Source organism: Pseudomonas sp. TWI923, from assembly GCF_039673365.1.
Lineage (GTDB): Bacteria > Pseudomonadota > Gammaproteobacteria > Pseudomonadales > Pseudomonadaceae > Aquipseudomonas > Aquipseudomonas sichuanensis.
In genome coordinates, this window is sequence record NZ_JBDJLM010000029.1 from 1 (window position 1) to 19634 (window position 19634).

17 protein-coding genes are annotated in these 19634 nt (G+C 65.9%); 12 read left to right on the forward strand and 5 right to left on the reverse strand.

The genetic code is table 11. The annotated features are described in order from the left end of the window. Positions 1–102: 102 nt before the first annotated feature. From rlmJ to ABE459_RS13355, 7 genes are all read left to right on the forward strand, one after another. Positions 103–939, forward strand: coding sequence for a 23S rRNA (adenine(2030)-N(6))-methyltransferase RlmJ (gene rlmJ, locus ABE459_RS13325; RefSeq protein WP_125465792.1), 837 nt, complete (start codon positions 103–105; stop codon positions 937–939). 262 nt (positions 940–1201) lie between these two features. After that, a complete protein-coding gene (locus ABE459_RS13330) occupies positions 1202–2959 on the forward strand; it encodes a carbamoyltransferase (RefSeq protein WP_110995804.1) in 1758 nt (585 codons plus the stop codon). Beyond that, positions 2943–4073: a glycosyltransferase gene (locus ABE459_RS13335; RefSeq protein WP_323830452.1), complete on the forward strand. Its 1131-nt coding sequence runs from the start codon at positions 2943–2945 to the stop codon at positions 4071–4073. The genes ABE459_RS13330 and ABE459_RS13335 overlap by 17 nt, the downstream gene beginning before the upstream one ends. Then, on the forward strand, positions 4073–4969 hold the full coding sequence (locus ABE459_RS13340; protein WP_125465790.1) for an antimicrobial resistance protein Mig-14: 897 nt from the start codon (positions 4073–4075) through the stop codon (positions 4967–4969). The genes ABE459_RS13335 and ABE459_RS13340 overlap by 1 nt, the downstream gene beginning before the upstream one ends. Beyond that, the gene (locus tag ABE459_RS13345) at positions 4966–6369 is read left to right on the forward strand and encodes a PIG-L family deacetylase (RefSeq protein ID WP_323830451.1); all 1404 of its coding nucleotides are present in this window, start codon (positions 4966–4968) and stop codon (positions 6367–6369) included. The genes ABE459_RS13340 and ABE459_RS13345 overlap by 4 nt, the downstream gene beginning before the upstream one ends. 47 nt (positions 6370–6416) lie before the next feature. Further along, a complete protein-coding gene (locus ABE459_RS13350) occupies positions 6417–7370 on the forward strand; it encodes a glycosyltransferase (RefSeq protein ID WP_258705229.1) in 954 nt (317 codons plus the stop codon). A 48-nt stretch (positions 7371–7418) separates the two neighbouring features. Continuing rightward, complete coding sequence (locus tag ABE459_RS13355) at positions 7419–8507, forward strand: glycosyltransferase (RefSeq protein WP_323830450.1); 1089 nt, start codon at positions 7419–7421, stop codon at positions 8505–8507. Between the two features lie 3 nt (positions 8508–8510). Here the strand turns inward: ABE459_RS13355 and ABE459_RS13360 are convergent, their stop codons facing one another. Continuing rightward, entirely contained in the window at positions 8511–9116 is a 606-nt protein-coding gene (locus tag ABE459_RS13360; protein ID WP_323830449.1) for a toluene tolerance protein, read from the reverse strand. A gap of 105 nt (positions 9117–9221) precedes the next feature. On the opposite strand from ABE459_RS13360, the gene ABE459_RS13365 reads away from it, so the two are divergent. The 3 genes from ABE459_RS13365 (at position 9222) to hldE (ending at position 13772) form a co-directional block, all read left to right on the forward strand. Continuing rightward, positions 9222–10397, forward strand: coding sequence for an O-antigen ligase family protein (locus ABE459_RS13365; RefSeq protein WP_323830448.1), 1176 nt, complete (start codon positions 9222–9224; stop codon positions 10395–10397). 15 nt (positions 10398–10412) lie between these two features. Continuing rightward, positions 10413–12221: a lipid A export permease/ATP-binding protein MsbA gene (gene msbA, locus ABE459_RS13370; protein WP_323830447.1), complete on the forward strand. Its 1809-nt coding sequence runs from the start codon at positions 10413–10415 to the stop codon at positions 12219–12221. Between the two features lie 129 nt (positions 12222–12350). Further along, the gene (gene hldE / locus ABE459_RS13375) at positions 12351–13772 is read left to right on the forward strand and encodes a bifunctional D-glycero-beta-D-manno-heptose-7-phosphate kinase/D-glycero-beta-D-manno-heptose 1-phosphate adenylyltransferase HldE (RefSeq protein ID WP_110995812.1); all 1422 of its coding nucleotides are present in this window, start codon (positions 12351–12353) and stop codon (positions 13770–13772) included. 126 nt (positions 13773–13898) lie between these two features. Here the strand turns inward: hldE and ABE459_RS13380 are convergent, their stop codons facing one another. From ABE459_RS13380 to ABE459_RS13395, 4 genes are all read right to left on the reverse strand, one after another. After that, the gene (locus ABE459_RS13380; RefSeq protein ID WP_125860694.1) at positions 13899–14864 is read right to left on the reverse strand and encodes a metal ABC transporter ATPase; all 966 of its coding nucleotides are present in this window, start codon (positions 14862–14864) and stop codon (positions 13899–13901) included. A gap of 37 nt (positions 14865–14901) precedes the next feature. Next, positions 14902–15714, reverse strand: a complete 813-nt coding sequence (locus tag ABE459_RS13385; RefSeq protein WP_323830446.1) for an aldo/keto reductase — start codon at positions 15712–15714, stop codon at positions 14902–14904. After that, a complete protein-coding gene (locus ABE459_RS13390; protein ID WP_125465782.1) occupies positions 15711–16886 on the reverse strand; it encodes an FAD-dependent oxidoreductase in 1176 nt (391 codons plus the stop codon). The genes ABE459_RS13385 and ABE459_RS13390 overlap by 4 nt, the downstream gene beginning before the upstream one ends. A gap of 69 nt (positions 16887–16955) precedes the next feature. Continuing rightward, a complete protein-coding gene (locus ABE459_RS13395) occupies positions 16956–17288 on the reverse strand; it encodes a multidrug efflux SMR transporter (RefSeq protein WP_011535981.1) in 333 nt (110 codons plus the stop codon). A gap of 90 nt (positions 17289–17378) precedes the next feature. Between ABE459_RS13395 and ABE459_RS13400 the strand changes: the two genes are divergently transcribed. Together ABE459_RS13400 and waaA are read left to right on the forward strand one after the other, a co-directional pair. Next, complete coding sequence (locus ABE459_RS13400; protein ID WP_323830445.1) at positions 17379–18269, forward strand: LysR family transcriptional regulator; 891 nt, start codon at positions 17379–17381, stop codon at positions 18267–18269. A gap of 11 nt (positions 18270–18280) precedes the next feature. Beyond that, complete coding sequence (waaA, locus tag ABE459_RS13405) at positions 18281–19552, forward strand: lipid IV(A) 3-deoxy-D-manno-octulosonic acid transferase (protein WP_323830444.1); 1272 nt, start codon at positions 18281–18283, stop codon at positions 19550–19552. Positions 19553–19634 lie beyond the last annotated feature (82 nt).

Sequence of the window (19634 nt, forward strand, 5' to 3'; positions counted from 1 at the left end):
CTCCCACGCAGCCTCTACAAGTGGCGTGGGAGCGGGCTTGCCCCGCGATGCTTTTTGCGGCCGTCAAGGCAAGGTAAACTTGGCGTCCCCGCAGGAGTCCTCATGAACTATCGTCACGCCTTCCACGCCGGCAACCACGCCGACGTCCTCAAACACATCGTGCTCACCCGCCTCATCGCCCTGATGTCGCGCAAGGAGCAGCCGTTCGCCTATATCGACACCCACGCAGGCCTGGGGCTGTACGACCTGCAGGGCGATCAGGCGAGCCGTACCGGTGAGTACCTCGAAGGCGTCGCCCGTTTGTGGAATCGCGATGACCTGCCGGCCGTCACCGCCGACTACCTGGGCGTCATCAAGCGCCTGAACAAGAACGGCGAGCTGCGCTACTACCCAGGCTCGCCGGAGCTGGCCCGTCGCCTGATGCGCGAGCAGGACCGTGCGCAGCTCAACGAAAAGCACCCTGAAGACGGCGTGCTGCTCAAAGAGAACATGAAGAAGGACCCGCGCGTCACCGTGCACCTGGGCGAAGGCTGGCACATCCCGCGGGCCCTGCTGCCCGTGCAGGAAAAACGCGCGATCATGCTGATCGACCCGCCATTCGAGCAGGCCGACGAGCTCAAGCGCTGCACCGTGGCGATGAAAGAGGCGATCGGCCGCATGCGCCAGACCGTCGCGGCGATCTGGTACCCGATCAAGGACCAGCGCTCGCTGACCCGCTTCTACCAGGACCTGACCAGCACCGGCGCGCCCAAGCTGCTGCGGGTGGAGCTGTACGTACATCACCAGGACAGCCCGCAGGGCCTGAACGGCTCGGGCCTGGCCATCGCCAACCCGCCGTGGGGGCTGGAGGACGAGCTCAAGGAGCTGCTGCCGTGGCTGGCCAAAGAGCTGGCGCAGACCGCAGGCAGCTACCGCATGGACTGGTTGATCGCCGAATAAGCCGGCGCTGAACCCTCTAGGAGATCACCCAGCCCTCAGGGCTGCGCTGTCTTGCAGGCGCGCCGCAGGCCCTGTGGGAGCGGGTTTACCCGCGAAGAAGTCAACGCGGTGCATGGCACCGGCTGCGCCGGTGTTCGCGGGTAAACCCGCTCCCACAAGGGGGCGGTGTGTCCCTGATCTTTGCGTTATAATCCCGCCCCTTTAGCCGTCGCCCGCCTGCGTGGCCGGTGGCGCACTTCTACCGATTTGAGAGGCTAACCCCTTGGCACTGACGATTCTTGGCCTGTCCGGCGCCCTTAGCCATGACCCTTCCGCGGCCCTGTACATCGACGGCAAGCTGATTGCCGCCGCCGAAGAAGAGCGCTTCGTGCGTGACAAGCATGCGAAGAACCGCATGCCCTACGAGTCGGCGAAGTTCTGCCTGGAACAGGCCGGCATCAAGCCGTCGGACGTTGATGTGGTGGCCATTCCCTTCGCCCCGATCAGCCTGTTCGGCAAGGCCCGCTGGCACTACGCCAAACGCTACTGGTACGCCCCGGACCGCGCCCTCGACGCGCTGTTGATGGGTAACCGCCGCTACAAGCGCTACCGCAAGAAGATCGTCTGGTGCCTGGAGCAACTGGGCTTCGACCCGAAGAAGATCAAGATCGAGCCGGTCGAGCACCACCTGGCCCACGCTTCCAGTGCCTACCACTGCTCGGGCTTCAAGGAGAAGACCGCGATCCTCGGGATCGACGGCAAGGGCGAGTACGCCACCACCTTCTTCGGTTATGGCGAGAACGGCAAGATCCACAAGATCAAGGAGTTCTTCGACCCGGATTCGCTGGGTGGCCTGTATGGCGCGATCACCGAGTTCCTCGGTTTCGAGATGCTCGACGGCGAGTTCAAGGTCATGGGCATGGCGCCGTACGGCGACGCCAGCAAATACGACTTCTCGCGCCTGGCCAGCTTTGAAAACGGCGAACTGGTGATCAACACCGAGTACGCCAACGTCATCGGCCTGCGCCGCTATAAAGAGAAGGGCAAGGGCTTCTACTTCTCGCCCAAGCTGATCGAGTGGCTGGGCCCGAAACGCGAAGGCGACATCGCCGACGAGCCGTACATCCACTACGCGGCGAGCATGCAGGCGCTGTTCGAGAAGCTGGCCCTGCAGATGATCGACCACTACCTGGGCGACACGCTGAAAGAAACCGGCAAGCTGGCCTTCGCCGGTGGCTGCGCGCTGAACGTCAAGCTGAACCAGAAAATCATCGCCCGCCCGGACGTCAAGGAGCTGTTCGTGCAGCCGGCCTCCGGCGACGCCGGTACCGCTGTCGGTGCGGCGGCCTATGTGTCCCACGCCCGTGGCGTGCCGGTCGAGAAGATGGAACACGTCTACCTCGGCCCTGCGTACTCCAATGAAGACGTGATCGCCGCCTGCGCCCGCCACCCGAGCAAGCCTGTCTGGCGCAAGCTCGAGAACATGCCCGAGCAGATCGCCAAGATCATGGTCGACGGCAACCCGGTGGCCTGGTTCCAGGGCCGCATGGAGTTCGGCCCGCGTGCCCTGGGTGGTCGTTCGATCATCGGTTGCCCGAGCGTGCCGGGCGTGGCCGACCGCATCAACCACCAGATCAAGTTCCGCGAGCGCTGGAGGCCTTTCTGCCCGTCGATGCTCGACACCGTCGCGCCGCAGATGATCAAGATCGACCACCCGGCACCCTTCATGACCTTCACCTTCGAAGTGGCTGAAGAGTGGAAGACCCGCGTGCCGGAAGTGGTCCACGAGGACGGTACCTCCCGTGCCCAGGTGCTCAAGCGCGAGTACAACCCGCGCTACTACGACATGATGAAGGCGCTGGAAAACCTCACTGGCAACGGCGTGTCGCTGAACACCTCGCTCAACCGCCGTGGCGAACCGATGATCTGCTCGCCGACCGATGCCCTGAACATGTTCTTCGGTTCGGACCTGCAGTACCTGATCATGGAAGACATCCTGGTGGTCAAGGACGGCGCGGCGCCTTATGACCAGCCGCTCTGAGCCGCGGATCCTGCAGTTCTGCCATGGCTATGACGGGCCGTTCCTCGACTGTGCCCGTCAATACGCCAGCCTGTTCCAGGGCAGCGGCTACAAGGTCACCACCGTGTTCCTCACCGGGGCAGCCGACGCGCAGGTAGCGGCAGGCTGCGCCTCGGACGAGGTGCTGTTCCTGGAGTTCAGCTCCAAGGCCGTGCGCGGCCTGAAGCTGGGCGCCATCGCCGCGCTGCGCAAGATCGCCGCGCAGCGCGACTTCAAGTTCTGCATCGCCCACCGCTTCAAGCCGATCTACGTGGCGCTGCTGGGCACCGGCTTACCGGTGATTGGTGTGCACCATGCCTTTGGCGACTACGAACGCAAGGGGCGGCGGCTGTTCGCCAACCTGTTCCGTCAGCGACTGAGCCTGCTCGGGGTATCGGACGCCGTGCGTGACGATATGCGCCGCTGCCTGGCGCAGTGGCCCGCCGAGCGTATCCAGACCCTCTACAACCGCATCGATGTCGAGGCGCTGCAGGCCAGCCTGGTGCCACGCACCGAGGCGCGCCGGGCCCTGGGGCTCGACGAGCAGGCCTGGGTGGTCGGCAATGTCGGCCGCCTGCACCCGGACAAGGATCAGGCCACCCTGCTGCGCGGCTTTGCCGAGGCACTGCCGGGGCTGCCGGCCGGAGCGCGCCTGGCGATCCTGGGCAAGGGCCGCCTGGAGTCGAACCTCAAGGCGCTGGCCGCCGAGTTGGGGATTGCCGCGCAGGTCGACTTCCTCGGCCAGGTGCCGGATGCCCGTCGCTATTTCAAGGCGTTCGATGTCTTCGCGTTGAGTTCCGACCATGAGCCGTTCGGCATGGTCCTGCTCGAAGCCATGGTCGCCGGCGTACCGCTGCTGGCCACGGCCTGCGGCGGTGCGCGCGAGGTGGTCGAAGGTGTTGGCGTGTTGTTCCCGCTGGGTGATACCGCGCAGCTGGCCCAGGGCCTGAAGCACCTGGCCGGGCTGGACCCGCAGCAGCAGGCGGCCTGTGCCCAGCACATGCTGCAGCGCCTGGGTGAGCGGTTCAGTGATCGGGCGGTACGCGAAACCTTCTGGCAACTGCCGCAAGTCCGTGCCCTGGTTGCGGAGGCCTGATGCTCAACTTTATCCAGGGCTGGCGCGAGCGCGGCTGGCAGGTCATCGATGCGGCTGCTTACAACGAGGCCTGGCAGCGTTTCGGTGGCAGTGTCGCCACCCATCCGCGGGTGATCGAGCAGCTGGCCGACCTGGCGCAGATCCCGGTGCGTTACCTCGGTTATCCACAGGCTGGTGAGATCAAGGCCGCCTTGCCGGTGTGGGGGCGCCACCTGGCGCTGTCCAAGGACGTGCTCAAGCGCCATGGCAAGAAGGGCCTGTTCGACCTGGGCAATGCCGAGATCATTCTGCCGGCCGCCGCCGATGCGGCCGCGCCGCTGCGTCATGCCGGGCGCTACCTGTCGGAGCTCAACCAGGGCCGCTTCAGCGGCCTGAAGGCGCAGCCCGAGCAGTTGGCCATGGCCCGCGCGCATGAGGACCTGTCGAAGAAGTTCCGCTACAACCAGCGCCGCGAGCTGCGCCTGTTGGAAGAGGCGGGCGGGCAAGTGCGGCCGATCGCTGATTTCACTTCGGCGCAGATCGCCGCCATGTACTGCGACCTGTTCCAGCGCCGCTGGGGCTTCCCGGCCACCGGCGCGGCGCACATGGCCGAAGTGGTCGAGCGCCTGCGCGAGCTGCTGGTCGGTTCGGTGCTGTTCCTCAACGATGCCCCCATTGCCATCCAGCTGGTGTACCGCGTCGAGGCGCCGCAGTGGATCAGCGTCGAATACGTGAACGGTGGTGTCGACCCTGAAACCAAGGCGTTCAGCCCCGGCAGCGTGCTGAGCTTCCTCAACACCCAGGCCGCCTGGGAGGATGCCAACAGCTGTGGCAAGGCGCTGCGGTTCTCCTTTGGCCGTGCCGATCGTGAGTACAAGGACCGTTGGTGCAACCCTGTGCCGGTGTTCCAGTCGTGAGCCGCAAGCAGCAACTGCTCAAGCGCCATCGGCGCAACAAGCGCTTGGGGCTGCTGGCCGGGCTGGTGCTGCTGGTCGCGCTGGGGCTGTTCAGCTGGTGGTGGCTGCCGCTGTTGCTGCTGCCACTGCTATGGGCCGCGCATGAGGCGTGGTTCGCCGACCACCTGTTCTATGCCCCCGGTGAAGACTATGCCTACCGTTTCGGTGAGCAGACCCGCGAGGCTGGCGCGACGCTGCAAGGTGATCTGCTACGCACCGATGCCGCCTTGCAGGGCGATGAGACGCTGATCCTTGAAGTCGGCATCAAGAGCGGCTGGCTGGGGCGCTTCCTCGATCCGCGCGTCGAGCTGCTGGGCGGCACGGGGCGTGATGTGCAGACCTTCGAGCGCGGCGCCAACGGCGTGCGTTACCTCAACCTCACCGGCCTGGCCGAGCCCCTGGCGGCGGGCACGTTGCGCCTGCGCGGGCGCCATTGCCGGCTGCAGGGAACGCCGCGCCTGTGGATAACCCCGGCCATCGAGTTGCGCAAGCGTCGGGTGATGGTGATCGCGCCCCACGCCGACGACGCAGAGCTGGCTGCCTATGGCTTGTACAGCCAGGCCGAGGAAACCTGGGTAGTCACCCTGACCGCTGGCGAGATCGAAGCCGAGCATTACCAGCAGATGGGTATGCAGAAGGCCGAGGCAGCGCGGCTCAAGGGCCGGCTGCGGGCCTGGGACAGTATCGCCGTGCCTCGTTGGGCAGGAGTGCCGCAAGAGCGTTGCGTGCAGCTGGGCTATTTTTGCCTGCAATTGCCCGCCATGCAGGCGGCGCCGGACCAGCCACAGGGTTCGCGTGAAGCGGACATGGCCGATACCCGCCCGTTCCGCTGCTTCAACCCGTTCCCGCTGCCTGCCGATGCCGACGGCGCGCCTACCTGGCACAACCTGCTGGCCGACCTGCGCGCGCTGCTGGAGCTGGCCAGGCCGCAAGTGCTGGTGATGCCGCACCCGACCCTCGACCCGCACCCTGACCACATCTGCGCCCAGGCCGCGGTGCACGAAGCGCTGCAAGGCTTGGCCTGGCAGCCGGAAACCTTGCTGTGCTACGCCAACCACCTGCACGACAACGACCGCTGGCCGATGGGCGACAGCGGTGATGGCGTGGCCTTGCCGCCGCAGATGGAGAGCAGTGAAGCCTGGGCGCCCTGCAGCCTGGTGCTGGACACCGCGACCCAGCGTGACAAAGCCATGGCCCTGGGCATGATGCACGACCTGCAGCCCCCGGCCGCTTTCAAACGCCGTTTGCGCCGCCTGCTGCAACGCTGGCTGGCGGGGCGCCGGCCATCGCCCTATGGCGAGAACGAATTTTTCCGCAAGGCCGTTCGCCGGCACGAGCTGTTCTGGCGCCGCGACCTGTGAGCCTGACCCATGATGACCGCGATAGCGCCGAGCGCCCGAGGAACGCAATGAAAGTCCTATTTCTGGTGCAGAAGGAACAACGGGCGATTCTCGACCGCCTGTATGACGGCGTCGCGGCCCACTGCGACTGCGACCTGCGTTGGGTGAGCGACGAAGACCAGCGCAACCTGCGCCGCTACTTCAAGCGTGAAGTCGACGTCACGCGCTATGACCGCATCGTGTTCTTCCTGCGCTTCAAGCAGGAGATCCGCCAGGTCGCATTCATTCGCAGCATCCCCAACCTGGTGATCCTCGAGCACGACGCCTACCAGAACTACATCCCCTGCAAGTACACCGGCAAGTTCAGCGCGCATTACCGGCAGCTGCCGTGGGCGCGGGTGATCAGCTCCGGATACATGGTCAGTGAGCGCCTGCGCCAGGAGGGCTTCGACGCCGTGTTCGTGCCCAAGGGCTACGACGAGCAGCTGTTGACCGACCAGGGGCGTGAGCGCGATATCGAACTGGCTTTCGTAGGCAGTACCAACAGCGTTGCCTACAGCGGCCGCAAGGCGCTGCTGGACGAGCTGGGGCAGGTGGAAAACCTGGTGGTGACCCGCACCAAGTCTGGTGAGGACTACTGCAACACCCTCAATCGCATCCGCTTTTTCGTCAGTGCCGACGTCGGCATGGGCGAATACATGATCAAGAACTTCGAGGCCATGGCCTGCGGGTGCGTGCTACTGGCCTACGACCAGGGCGAGGAGGAGAATCGTGCTCTGGGCCTGGTCGATATGCACAACGTGGTGCTGTACGACAGCATCCCGGCGCTGCAGGCCAAGTTGCGGCAACTGCGTGACGACCCGGCGCTGGCGGCGCGCATTGCCGCCAACGGGCGCGAGCTGGCAACGTCGCGCTTCAGCTTTGCCCAGGTTGGCCGAAGTATTGTCGAACACATGGAGCCCCCTCTGCGGCCGCATCCGCCGCTGACCTTCTGGCAGCGATTGCTGATGCGCATCGGCTGATCGAAGAGCTGGCTGGCCCATCCGTATGACCGTAGGGGCGCGATACCGTTGAATATCGTCAATGTGATGTGGTCGGGTGGTACACCGTTCATGTCCGTACACACTGTCCACCGCCAAGTGCTGGCGCATGCCCCGATGGGGGGGCAGGTCTGCAACTGGCTGTTGCTTGGCGATGGCTTGAGCAGCGGTATCGGGAAAACGCGTAGCTGGAATTTGCCGTCGCGGGTGCTCAAGGGGCGCATGCCCCACCGCCTGGCGTTGTCCTGGGTGCGCTGGCGCATGTTGCGTGCGCTGCGTGAGGCGGCTGCCGATGTGCTGCTGCTGGATGGCGTCGGCGTCGCCCGCCTGCTGCTGCCGCTGCTGCACCGCCTGCCCGGCGTGCAGGTAGCTGTGCTGTTCCATGGGGCGACCCGCCTGAATGCCAAGGATGTGCGCCTGTTCCGCCAGTTCCCGGCCGAGCGCCTGCAGGTCGCGGCGGTGTCGGCCACGCTGGCGCGCACGCTTGAGCAGGATCTTGGGCGGCCGGTGCGAACGGTGCGCATCGCCCTTGACCCGCACGCGTTCTGTCAGCAGTTGCTGGGGCGTGAACAAGCCCGCCAGGCGCTGGGGCTGGCGGAGGGAGGGCCGGTGCTGGGCGCGGTGGGGCGGCTGGTGGAGAGCAAAGGCTTTGCGATGCTGATAGAAGCCTTCGCCGAGGCGCGCATGCGTATGCCAGGCGCGCAGTTGGCAATCCTGGGGGATGGCGAGCTGCGTACGCACTTGCAGGCTCGTGCCGAGGCGCTGGGGGTGGCCGACAGCGTGCGTTTCTGCGGCCATCGTGACGATCTGGCGCGGTTGTATCCGGCGTTCGACTGGTTGCTGGTGCCCTCGCACTCGGAAGGTCTGGGGCTGGTGCTGCAGGAGGCGGTACTGTCCGCAGTACCGGTGATCTGCAGCGACCTGCCGGTGTTCCGTGAGCAGTTGGGTGAAGCGGGCTTTTATCTGCCCGTCGGCGACCAGCACTGCTGGGCCGAGGCCATCGCCAACTGCGTCACGCGCGATGGCGCGGCAGTGGCGCGGGAGCAATGGCAGGCGCTGGCGCCCGAGCAGGGCTGGGCGGCGTTCAAGGCCGGCTCGGCAAGCCTGCTGGGGGGCTGAGCATCACTGGCCGATCAAGGCCGCCTGGAACTGTGCGAGGGGGAACTGCTGGGCAAGTTGCTCGCGCTCGATGTACCGCGCCATGTGCTGCACGTTGCGTCGCACCATCCGCGATGAAAGCGGCGCGCGCAGGAAACGCATGTCGGCCACGTCGATCAGCCCCAGCAGCCCTTCGGGGGTCTGCACCACGTTGCCCAGGTGCAGCGAGCGGAAGTAGATACCCGAGCGATGCAGGCGCCGGACCAGCTCGATCAGCTGCGGTAGCAGGTTGTCCCAACTGAAGCCGGGTTGGCGGGAGAGGCCCAGCAGGGTATCGCCCGGCAGTGGGCGATACAGCACGGCAGTGCGGCCAGGCAGTGGCAGCTTGTAATGGCTGATCACTTCCAGGGTGGGCAAGCCCAGTTGCGCCAGGTGCCGGGCGTTGTCGATGAAGCGCTGCGAGTACGGGCGCAGCAGCGCAGATGAAATCAGACGCTTGCGACGAAAAACCTTGAGGATATTTCCATCTTCAAGCAGGTAGACTTTGGCACCATGGCTATCTGCCTCTAGCACCTTGGCGCCGAGTATCAGCCGATCGAAGTCGGTCTGGGAGAGCCGGGAGCATTGCATGAGTTCTGGCCTTGTCTTCATGGGCAGGCAAAATGACCGGCAATAATGCCGAAAATTATCTGTTAGCACCATGCTGGTGTTTCAGGGTTCCAACGGGGGAAAGGGATGTTGTACGAAAAGCGCTGGGCCAAGGCCTGGCTGGGGCTGGGTTTTGTCTGGTTCCTGGCGGCGATTGCACTGGCGCCGAGCAACAAGGTTTATCAACAGGGCCTGGTCCTGTTCCTGTGGTTGCCCACACTGGGCCTGGCCTGGTCGGCTCGGCAGGTGTTCATCGAGGCTTGGCGCCGCCAGCCGGCATTGTGGCTCGCGCTGCTGGGCTTGCTGGCCTGGAGTGCCGTGACACTGGCCTGGTCCACCGCCGAGGATGTCTCGCGCGAAGGCAAGCGGCTGGTGTACATCCTGCTGTTCCTGATGGCATTCCCTCTGTTGGCGCAGGCGGGTATCGAACGCATCTGGCGCCTGTTGATGCTGGGCGGCGGGTTGCTGGCGCTGGCGGCGTTGATTTCGGTGGTGCGCTTCTATGGTCTGCAGGGCCAGCCACTGGTAGCCCGCATCGAGGGTATCGGTGAAATTTCCCACCCGATCCTGGGTGGCTATGTGGTCGCAGCGGCAGCGCTGTGGCTGTTGTACAGCAACCCGCGCCAGCGCGGCCTGCAACTGGCTTGGGCGCTTGCGCTGGCCTGCCTGGGCGCCTTCGTGGTGTTCAGCCAGAGCCGTGGTGCGGCCCTGGCGCTGGTGGCGACGGTGCTCCTGGCACCGCTCTGGCATCGCACTCGCAGCAGCGCCCTGTTCGCACTGCTGGCGGCCCTGGCGACTGCCGTGGCCTTCTACCTGATGTACGGCTTGATCACCCAGCGGGGTTCATCGTACCGGCCGGAGATCTTCCAGGCGGCCATGCAGATGATCAGCGAGCACCCGCTGACCGGCCTTGGCCTGGGCGCCTTCTATCGGGTTCATGCAGTCGGCCTTGAGTTCGATCACACCCACAACATGTTCACCCACGTCGCCGTGGAGCTGGGCCTGCCCGGCATGCTGCTGTGGACGGCGGTCTGGCTGTTCGCCCTGGGCGAGATCGTGCGGGCCCGAGCCACGCTGTTCGGCAAGGTCCTGTTCGGCTTCTGGGTGTTCTCCACCCTGGCCATGCAGTTCGACGCCGCCAGCCTGACTGGCACCCCGCGCGCCGAATGGTTCATCAGCTGGCTGCCGGTGGCGCTGGTGATGTTGTTGCCCTGGGCACATGAACGGCAACAACCCTGTGGTAAAATCGCCGGTTCAACCTGAACAGCGAGCTCGATGATGGCCGAAACACCGCTCCCGGCGGAGAACTCCTCCAGCCTGAAGATCTACTTCAGGCTGCTGGGCTACGTGAAACCCTACGTCGGCATTTTCCTGCTGAGCATCGTCGGGTTCGTGATCTTCGCCTCTACCCAGCCGATGCTGGCCGGCATTCTCAAGTATTTCGTCGACGGCCTGAGCAACCCAGAGGCCGTGCTGTTCCCCAATGTGCCCTACCTGCGCGACCTGCAACTGCTGCAGGCCGTGCCGCTGCTGATCATCCTGATCGCGGCCTGGCAGGGCCTGGGTTCGTTCCTGGGCAACTACTTCCTGGCCAAGGTCTCGCTGTGCCTGGTGCACGACCTGCGGGTCGAGTTGTTCAACAAGTTGCTGGTGCTGCCCAACCGCTATTTCGACAACCACAACTCCGGGCACCTGATCTCGCGCATCACCTTCAACGTGACCATGGTCACCGGTGCCGCCACCGATGCGATCAAGGTGGTGATCCGCGAGGGCCTGACCGTGGTCTTCCTGTTCGTCTACCTGTTGTGGATGAACTGGATGCTGACCTTGGTCATGCTCGCCATCCTGCCGGTGATCGCGGTGATGGTGAGTACCGCCAGCAAGAAATTCCGCAAGCAGAGCAAGAAGATCCAGGTGGCCATGGGCGACGTGACCCACGTCGCCTCCGAGACCATCCAGGGCTACCGCGTGGTGCGCAGCTTCGGCGGCGAGGCCTACGAGCAGCAGCGCTTCGACAACGCCAGCCAGAGCAACACCGACAAGCAACTGCGTATGACCAAGACCGGCGCGCTGTACACGCCGATGCTGCAGCTGGTGATCTACACCGCCATGGCCGCGCTGATGTTCCTGGTGCTGTTCCTGCGCGGCGATGCGTCGGCCGGTGACATGGTCGCCTACATCACCGCCGCGGGCCTGTTGCCCAAGCCAATCCGCCAGCTTTCCGAGGTCAGCTCGACCATCCAGAAAGGCCTCGCCGGTGCCGAGAGCATCTTCGAACAGCTCGACGAAGCGCCTGAGGTTGATAACGGCACCGTCGAGAAGGTGCGGGTCGAAGGCCGCCTGGAAGTGCGCAACCTCAGCTTCACCTACCCCGGCACCGAGCGCCAGGTGCTCAGCGATATCAGCTTTACCGCCGAGCCTGGGCAGATGATTGCCCTGGTCGGCCGTTCCGGCAGCGGCAAGTCCACTCTGGCGGCGCTGATCCCGCGCTTCTATCACCACAGTGAAGGGCAGATCCTGCTCGATGGCGTGGAGATCGAGGAGTACCGCTTGCGCAACCTGCGCCGGCACGTGTCGCAGGTGACCCAGCACGTCACCCTGTTCAACGACACCGTGGCCAACAACATTGCCTACGGCGACCTGGCCGGCGCGCCGCGCGCAGACATCGAAGCCGCGGCCGCAGATGCCTATGCCAAGGAGTTCGTCGACCAGTTGCCCAAGGGCTTCGACACCGAAGTCGGCGAGAACGGCGTGCTGCTCTCCGGCGGCCAGCGCCAGCGCCTGGCGATTGCCCGGGCGCTGCTGAAAAACGCACCGCTGTTGATCCTCGACGAGGCCACCTCGGCCCTGGATACCGAGTCCGAGCGGCATATCCAGGCGGCCCTGGACCATGTGATGCAAGGCCGTACCACCCTGGTGATCGCCCACCGCCTGTCGACCATCGAGAAGGCCGACATGATCCTGGTGATGGACCAGGGTCGGCTGGTGGAGCGCGGTACCCACACCGAGCTGTTGGCGGCCAATGGCTATTATGCCCGCCTGCATGCCATGGGCCTGGATGCGCCGGAAAACGCCGATATCACCTGAAACCTCAAAGATCGGGGCCTGCATGGCCCCGATTGTCACTGCAGTTGTCCACAGTGAAGGTGGCCGTAAAGCCATCCTCGACCCTGTGCTAATATCCTGCCCCTGTTCACTTTTTCATATGGGTTGCCCATGAAGTTGTCCATGCCGCGTTTCGATCAAGCCCCGGTACTGGTGGTCGGCGATGTCATGCTCGACCGCTACTGGCATGGCGGTACTTCACGTATTTCGCCTGAAGCGCCGGTGCCGGTGGTCAAGGTCGATCAGATCGAAGATCGCCCCGGCGGTGCGGCCAACGTCGCGTTGAACATCGCCGCCTTGGGCGCGCCAGCCGCGCTGGTCGGCGTCACCGGCCAGGACGAGGCTGCCGACAGCCTCGCCAACAGCCTGCAGGCCGCCGGTGTGCGCTCGATCTTCCAGCGCATCGCGCACCAGCCGACCATCGTCAAGCTGCGGGTCATGAGCCGTCACCAGCAACTGCTGCGCATCGACTTCGAAGAACCCTTCGCCACCGACGCGCTGTCGCTGGGCGCCGAGGTCGACGGCCTGCTCGAAGGGATCAAGGTGCTGGTGCTCTCCGACTACGGCAAGGGCGCGCTGAAGAACCACCAGGCGTTGATCCAGGCCGCCCGGGCCAAAGGCATTCCGGTGCTGGCCGACCCCAAGGGCAAGGATTTCTCCATCTACCGTGGCGCCAGCCTGATCACGCCCAACCTGAGCGAGTTCGAGGCGATCGTTGGCCGTTGTGCCGACGAGGCCGAACTGGTCGCCAAGGGCCTCACCCTGCTCGACGAGCTCGACCTGGGGGCGCTGCTGGTGACCCGTGGCGAGCACGGCATGACCCTGCTGCGTACCGGTCACCCGGCCTTGCATCTGCCGGCCCGGGCCCGTGAAGTGTTCGATGTCACCGGTGCCGGCGATACCGTGATCTCCACCCTGGCCGCCGCCATCGCTGCCGGTGAAGAGCTGCCCCACGCCGTCGCCTTGGCCAACCTGGCCGCCGGCATCGTGGTGGGCAAGCTCGGTACGGCGGCCATCAGTGCCCCGGAACTGCGCCGGGCCATCCAGCGCGAAGAAGGTTCCGAGCGTGGTGTGCTGGGCCTGGAGCAGTTGCTGTTGGCGATCGACGATGCCCGTGCGCACAACGAGAAGATCGTTTTCACCAATGGCTGCTTCGACATCCTCCATGCCGGCCACGTGACCTACCTGGAGCAAGCGCGCGCCCAAGGCGACAGGCTGATTGTCGCGATCAACGACGATGCCTCGGTCAGTCGTTTGAAAGGCCCGGGACGGCCGATCAACAGCGTCGACCGGCGCATGGCCGTGCTGGCTGGGCTGGGTGCGGTGGACTGGGTGATCAGCTTCCCTGAAGACACCCCGGAGAACCTGCTGCGCCAGGTGAAGCCGGATGTGCTGGTCAAGGGCGGCGACTATGGCATCGACCAGGTGGTCGGCGCCGATATCGTCAAGGCCTACGGCGGTACGGTGAAGGTGCTGGGGCTGGTCGAGAACAGCTCGACCACCGCCATCGTCGAGAAGATCCGCAAGCACTGATGCTGTAGCAATCGCGGGGCAAGCCCGCTCCCACGAACTGGACTGCCCCAAGGGTTGGATTGGTGTCCCACTTTATGGGTGCAGCCCACATCGCTGATGCAGCGTGGGAGCGGGCTTGCCCCGCGATCATTTGTGCAGTGTGCCCCGCGCTCGCTCGAGCAACTCGCGGGCTTTGTCACTGAAGCGCTGCAGGTGCGTTTCCGGCTTGCGCTGCTCCGCCAGGCCCTGTTGCTTCAGCCAATCCCGCCAGCGCACCCGCTCATCGCGCACCACCCAACCCTCCTGGCGCGCAAAGCTTTCTGCCAGCCACACCCCACGCGTACTCGCCGGCAGCAGCTGGTCCTTCTTCAGGGTGTAGAGCTCAGGCAGCGGCTGGCCATCCTTCAAGGGCATCAGGTACAGGTCCGGGCGCTTGCGGTTCAGCCGCGCCACCAGTTGATCACCTTCCAGCCGTTCATCGACGTGGAAGAGGCTCAGCGGCTTGGCGTCCCTGGGCACCTGCAGGCGCAGGTCATAGATCAACTGCAGCGAGGCCGTCGGCAGGTGCACGTAGGCCCGTGGCCGTTCCAGCAGCATCAGGTTGGCACAGTGCACCGGGCGGGCGGCGCCGGATTCGGGTGAGAGCACGAAGGGTGGCGCTTCGCGGTAGTGCAGGGCGGCGGCATAGGGGGCCGGCAGCCAGGTATCGTTGAAGCGCCCGCCCAACCAGCCCTCGGGGGTTTCCAGCAGGCATTCCTCGGCCACTTCCTGAATGGCGGTGAGTAGCGGCAGGTTCAACTCGTGGGCGGGCACATAGCCAGAAATCAGTTTGAGCACCACATCGCCGCGGTCCTGGCGGCGCTGGCGCACCAGCACCCAGTAGTCGCGGCCCTGCCAGTTCAGCGTGAGGCGCACCGAGACGCCCAGGTTGGCCAGCTCGACCACGAAGCGTTCGGGGTTGCCCAGCTGGATCGCCTTGCGCCTCTGCAAGGTCTGGGCGAAGTTCAGCGGCATGCCGATGCTCTGGTAGGTCAGGCCATCGGGGGTGGCCTCGACGTGCAGCGGCAGGGTCTTGAAGTTGCTCGGGTTCTTGCGGATCAGCGTACGCGGCACGAGGCTCCTCCTTGCGTTGGGCCCCCGCCCGGGTGGCTCAGGGCCGGCCCAGGATGCGGGCGACGGTGGCCACGTTGTGGGCCAGGTGCAGCGGGTTGATGGTGCCGACGATGGCACTGTTCACACCCGGGTGGGCAAACAGCAGCTCGAAGCTGGCCTGCACCGGGTCGACCCCGGGGGCCAGGCAGACATGCCCACTGGCCAGGGCTTTCTTCACCAGGATGGCCTTGCCGTGCTCGGCAGCGTAGTCCAGCACCGGGCGCTCCGCCTGCTCGTTGAGGTTGTAGGTGACCATGGCGCAATCGCCCTGTTCCAGGGCTTTCAGGCCACCGGCAACGGTTTTGCCAGAGAAACCATAGCCGAGAATCTTGCCCTCCTGCTTGAGTGCGGCAAGGGTTTCATAAACCGCTTCGTGCTCGAGGATCGTCAGGTCGTTGCCGTCGGAGTGCACCAGCACCAGTTCGATGCGGTCGGTTTCCAGACGCTTGAGGCTGCGCTCCACCGAGCGGCGGGTGTGCGCGGCGCTGAAGTCGAAGCGCGATTGGCCGGCCTCGAACTCTTCGCCGACCTTGCTGACGATCACCCATTCGTCGCGCTGGCCACGCAGCAGCGGGCCGAGGCGCTCCTCGCTGCGACCATAGGCCGGAGCGGTGTCGATCAGGTTGATGCCCAGTTCGCGGGCCTGGGCGAGCAGCAGGCGGGCGGCTTCGTCATCGGGGATGGTGAAACCGTTGGGGTATTTCACGCCTTGGTCGCGGCCGAGCTTGACCGTGCCCAGGCCCAGTGGCGAAACGCGCAGGCCGGTGCTGCCCAGTGCGCGGTGATGGTCGTGCAGGGTCGGCAGGCTCATGGCAGCAGTTGCTCCCAGGCCGGCACGCCCAGTGGCGGGCGCGGCAGGTCGGTAAGGTCGGGGCGGGCGGCCGGGCGGATGCCGTCGCGCTCGAGGCTGGCCAGCACGCGGTCGGTCAGGTCCGGCGCCAGGGCCAGTTTGGTCGGCCAGCCCACCAGCAGGCGCTGCTGCTCGGCGAGGAAGGCGTTGTCCGGGCGCACCAGGCCTGATTGCCCAGGTTCGGCACGGTCGATGCGCAGCGTGGCCCAGCGGATCAGGCTTTGATCGACCCAGGGCAACAGGCCGGCGACTTCTTTTTGCGCGGCGGCAATCTGCGCGGCCGGTTCGCGGGCGACGCCGTCGGCTTCGGCGAGGTCGCCACCGAGGTACCACACCCACTGGCCGTCGGCTGCCGGGTGGGTGGTGACGGTGATGCGCGGCTTGGGCCCGCCGCCCAGGCAGTGGGCATACAGCGGCTTGAGGTTCGGGCCTTTGGCCAGAACCATGTGCAGCGGGCGGCGCTGCATGGTCGGCTGGTTCAGGCCGAGGGCGTGCAGCAGGTCCTCGGTGCCGCCACCGGCACTGAGGACGATGCGCTGGGCGCGGATTTCGCGGCCATCGACGTTCAGCCCGACCAGTTCGTCGCCCTCGCGCAGGGGTTCGATGCGCTCGCCGGCCAGCAGGCTGTCACCGGCCAGCTGCGCCAGGTTGGCCAGCAGGCTGGGGACGTCGATGACCAGTTCGGCCAGGCGGTACACCTTGCCCTTGAAAGCGCGGTCCTGCAGGGCCGGCGGCAATTGCTCGCCCTTGACCTGGTCGACCCGGCCGCGCACGGCCTTGCTGGCGAAGAAGCTGGTGAGGTTGCCGGCCAGGGTGCCGGGGGACCAGAGGTAGTGGGCATCGGACAGCAGGCGGGTGCCGGTCAGGTCCAGCTCGCCCGTGCCGGCGAGGGCTTCGCGCCAGCGCCGCGGCATGTCGGCGATGGCCTCGGAGGCGCCGGTCAGGGCGCCGTGCAGGGCGTACTTGGTGCCGCCGTGGATGATGCCTTGCGACTTGATGGTCTGCTCGCCGCCCAGGCTGGCGCGTTCTACCAGTACGGTCGAATAACCCTGCTTGCGCAGGCGGGCATTGAGCCAGAGGCCGGCGACCCCGGCACCGACGATCAGCACGTCGGTGGAAATGGCGGATGGCATGCGGGCACCTCTAAAGCTGGGACAGGTGCGCAGTATACAGGCCCCCGCCAGGCACAGGTGCCCTGTGGATCAATGCCCGGCGGTGTTGGAAAACACCTGGATCACCACCACCCCGCCGACGATCATGGCCATGCCCAGCATTGCCGGCACATCCAGCTTCTGCCCATAGATCACCAGCGCGGCGACGCTGATCAGCACGATGCCCAGCCCCGACCAGATGGCGTAGGCGATGCCCACCGGGATGCTGCGCACCACCAGGGTGAGCATCCAGAACGCCACGCCATAGCCACAGATCATCAGCAGCAGCGGCAACGGCGTGCTCAAGCCCTTGACCGCTTTCATGGAAGCAGTGGCGATGACTTCGGCGCAGATGGCGATGGCGAGATAGGTATAGGCGTTCATGGTTCGTTTCCTCCGTTGCTGGTCGGGCATTCTAGGGGAAGCTGGGATGGGGTAAAGTCATTACCTATCTGTAATGGAGATAGGCTGGCCATGACCGAACACTGGAACCTGGAGCAATTGCGTCTGTTCGTGCGCACCGCCGAACTGCGCTCGTTCTCCGCCGTGGCGCGCGAGCAGCGCAAGGCGCAATCGGCGGTGAGCACGGCCATTGCCCTGCTTGAGACGGACCTGGGCGTGACCCTGTTCGAGCGCAGTAGTGGCCGCCAGCCGCGCCTGACCGAAAGCGGCGCGGCCTTGCTGGAAGATGCCCGTGAACTGCTGCGCCAGTGCGAACGCCTGGATGGCCGGGCGCTGGCCCTGATGCGCGGCCAGGAAGCCTTGCTGCGGGTGGCCCAGGATGAGGCCATGCCCTATCAGCCGGTGATCGACAGCCTCGACGAACTGGCCACCCATTACCCCTTCCTGGAAGTGCAGCTGGCCAGCGGCGCCCAGGGCGATGTGGCGCGCAAGCTGGTGGAGCGACGTGCCGATCTGGGCCTGTTCTTCCACCACGAAAGCATTCCCTCCTCGCTGGAGCGGCGCGCCCTGGGCAGCGTCGAGATGGTCACCGTGTGCGCCATCGGCCACCCGTTGGCAGGGCAGGGCAAGGTCAGCCGTCAGCAACTGGCGCGTCATCGCCAGTTGCTGATCACCCCACAGCAGAGCGGTTACCCGGGCGGCGAGGCGATCAGCCCGCAGGTCTGGCGGGCCGACAGCTTCTACGCCATGGCCGAGCTGCTGATGCGCGGCCTGGGCTGGGCCTGGTTGCCGCGCCACGTGGTGCAGTACCCCACCTACCAGGCACAAATGGTCGAGCTGGACAGCGAGTGGCGCCCGCCCGCGCTGGTGGCCGAGCTGGCCTGGCGCCGTGACGAGCCGCTGGGGCCGGCGGCGCAATGGCTGGCCGAGCGTTTTGCCGTGCACCTGCGTGCGATCGGGTAAACTCCGCCGCCATGAACAGAACCCTCTACTCCCTGCTGTTTCACCTGGGCCTGCCGCTGGTCGCGCTGCGCCTGTTCCTGCGCGGGCGCAAGGCGCCGGCGTATCGTACGCGCATCCATGAGCGCTTCGCCTGCAAGCTACCGCCGCTCAAGCAGGGCGGGATCTGGGTGCATGCGGTGTCGGTGGGCGAGAGCATCGCCGCCGCGCCTTTGGTTCGCGCGCTGCTCAAGCAGTATCCGGACCTGCCGATCACCCTGACCTGCATGACCCCGACCGGGTCGGAGCGCATCCGCGCGATGTTCGAAGGCGAGCCGCGGGTCCAGCACTGCTACCTGCCCTATGACCTGCCATGGGCGGCCGGGCGCTTCCTCGACCATGTGCGCCCGAAGCTGGGCATCATCATGGAAACCGAGCTGTGGCCGAACCATATCCACCAGTGTGCCAAGCGCGGCATCCCGGTGGCGCTGGCCAATGCGCGGTTGTCCGAGCGCTCGGCGCGTGGTTATGCCCGCTTTGCCGGCCTGACCCGGCCGATGCTCGAGGAAATGAGCCTGATCGCCGTGCAGACCGAGACCGAGGCCGAGCGCTTTCGCAGCCTTGGCGCGCGCAGCGAATGCGTGCAGGTGACGGGTTCGATCAAGTTCGACCTGAAGATCGATGAGCAACTGCTGCCCCGCGCCCGGGCGTTGCGCGAGCAATGGGGGGCGACGCAGCGCCCGGTGTGGATCGCCGCCAGCACCCATGACGGCGAGGATGCGCTGATCCTCGAGGCGCATCGGCAACTGCTCCAGGTGCACGGCGATGCGCTGCTGATCCTGGTGCCGCGCCACCCCGAGCGGTTCAATGCGGTACATGCCCTGTGCAGCGCCGGGTTCGCCACGGTGCGCCGTTCCAGCGGGGAGGCGGTTCAGGCCCAGACCCAGGTGCTGCTGGGCGACACCATGGGCGAGCTGCTGTTCCTCTATGCCCTGGCCGACATTGCCTTTGTCGGTGGCAGCCTGGTGGCCACCGGCGGGCACAACCCGCTGGAGCCCGCGGCGCTGGCGTTGCCGGTGCTGATGGGGCCGCATGTGTTCAACTTCCTCGAGATCAGCGCGATGCTGAGTGAGGCGGGGGCGTTGCAGCAGGTGGACGATGCCGAGGGGCTGGCTGGCGCGGTACGCCGCTTGGTCGAACTGCCGCAGGATGCCCGACGCATGGGCGAGGCGGGCAGGGCGGTGATGCAGGCCAACCAGGGCGCGTTGCAGCGGTTGCTGGATGGGTTGGCGCAGTTCATTCGCTGACAGGCTCACTGGCCTCTTCGCGGGTAAACCCGCTCCCACAGGTACACCACTGGCCTTGAGCCTTGCGATGTACCTGTGGGAG